The sequence below is a fragment of the Streptomyces solincola genome, from assembly GCF_002982015.1.
Taxonomy (GTDB): Bacteria; Actinomycetota; Actinomycetes; order Streptomycetales; family Streptomycetaceae; genus Streptomyces; species Streptomyces solincola.
In genome coordinates, this window is record NZ_PVLV01000675.1 from 1 (window position 1) to 1752 (window position 1752).

The 1752-nt window shown below is 75.1% G+C and carries 2 protein-coding genes (1 of these 2 only partly in view); one reads left to right on the plus strand and one right to left on the minus strand.

The annotated features are described in order from the left end of the window. A partial coding sequence (locus tag C6N75_RS29145) for a Ppx/GppA phosphatase family protein (protein ID WP_105871840.1) occupies positions 1–939 on the minus strand: 939 nt, incomplete at its 3' end. A 39-nt stretch (positions 940–978) separates the two neighbouring features. On the opposite strand from C6N75_RS29145, the gene C6N75_RS29150 reads away from it, so the two are divergent. Next, positions 979–1752 carry part of the coding region annotated (locus C6N75_RS29150; RefSeq protein ID WP_181160668.1) for a hypothetical protein on the plus strand (this coding region is incomplete at its 3' end). The annotated region continues 29 nt past the right edge of the window, so 774 of the 803 annotated nt are shown.

Below are 1752 nucleotides of genomic sequence, written 5' to 3' on the forward strand. Positions count from 1 at the left end.
GTGGCGGGCCTCGGCGGGGAGGTGGTCGAGGCGGCGCAGGATGACGCCCTCGCGCAGCGCCCAGGGGCAGACCTCCAGCACCTCCACCCCGTACAGGTCCATCGCCGCCTCCGCGACCAGCGCGCCGGCCAGCAACTGCGGGGCCCGGGAGGGGGAGACGCCGGGCAGGTCGCAGCGCTGCTCGGCGGTCATCGCGGCGAGCTTGGGCACCCACTCCTGGAGCGAGGCGCGGCTCAGCTCGCGCTGCACGTACAGGCCCTCGGAGGAGGCCGGGGCGCCGGCGATCCGGGCCAGTTGGCGGAAGGTCTTGGAGGTGGCCACCACGTGGTCGGGCCGGCCGAGGCGGGAGAAGTCGCCGACGGTGCGGGCGATCTCGGTCCGCACGTGCCGGCGCAGCGCCTTGACGTCGTCGGCGTCGGGCGGGTCGCCGGGCAGCCAGCCCTTGGTCAGCCGGCCCGCGCCCAGCGGCAGCGACACCGCCGCGTCCGGCTCCTCGTCCATCCCGTAGGCGACCTCCAGCGAGCCGCCGCCGATGTCGAGCAGCAGCAGCCGCCCGGAGGACCAGCCGAACCAGCGGCGGGCGGCGAGGAAGGTGAGCCGGGCCTCCTCCGGCCCGGTGAGCACCGCGAGGTCCACGCCGGTCTCGTCGCGGACCCGCTTCAGCACCGTGTCGGCGTTGGCCGCGTCGCGTATCGCGGAGGTCGCGAACGGCAGCAACTGCTCGCAACCCATCTCCTCGGCGGTCCGGGCCGCCTCGCGCACGGTCCGCACCAGCCGCTCCACGCCGCGCGCGCCGACCGAGCCGTCCTCCTCCAGCAGTTCGGCGAGGCGCAGCTCGGCCTTGTGCGAGTGGGCGGGCAGCGGGCGGGCGCCGGGGTGGGCGTCCACCACCAGCAGGTGCACCGTGTTCGATCCGACGTCGAGGACTCCGAGTCTCATGGCCAGAACGCTACTGCCCGCGGCGCATACGCTGGACGTGTGCCAAAGACGAAGAAGGCGAAGTCGGACATGACGGAGTCCGCGACGGCGACCGGGAAGAGCGACGGGCGGGGCGCCGGGGGGAAGGCGGCCGCCCAGCGGGGGCGGGAGCGCAAGCGGGAGACGGTGGTGCTGCCCGAACCGGCCGTGCCGGTGGCGCCCGCCGACGACGAGCAGGGCCTCGACTTCCCGCGGGCCTGGGTGGAGTTCCCCGACCCGGCCGACGAGGAGCAGGTCTTCCGCTGCGACCTGACCTGGCTGACCTCCCGCTGGAACTGCGTCTTCGGCAGCGGCTGCCAGGGCATCCAGGCGGGCCGCGCCTCGGACGGCTGCTGCACGCTGGGCGCGCACTTCTCCGACGAGGACGACGAGAAGCGGGTCGCCGGGCATGTGGCGCGGCTCACGCCGGAGATGTGGCAGTTCCACGCGGAGGGCACGTCCGACGGCGGCTGGACGCAGCTCGACGAGGACGGCGAGCGGCAGACCCGCCGCTGGGAGGGCTCCTGCATCTTCCAGAACCGGCCCGGCTTCGCCGCGGGCGCCGGCTGCGCGCTGCACATCCTGGCGCTGCGGGAGGGCCGGGAGCCGCTGGAGACCAAGCCGGACGTGTGCTGGCAGTTGCCGGTGCGCCGGACGTACGAGTGGATCGACCGGCCCGACGACACCCGGGTGCTCCAGGTGTCGATCGGCGAGTACGACCGGCGGGGCTGGGGCCCGGGCGGGCACGACCTGCACTGGTGGTGCACCTCGGCGACCTCGGCGCACGGCGCGGGC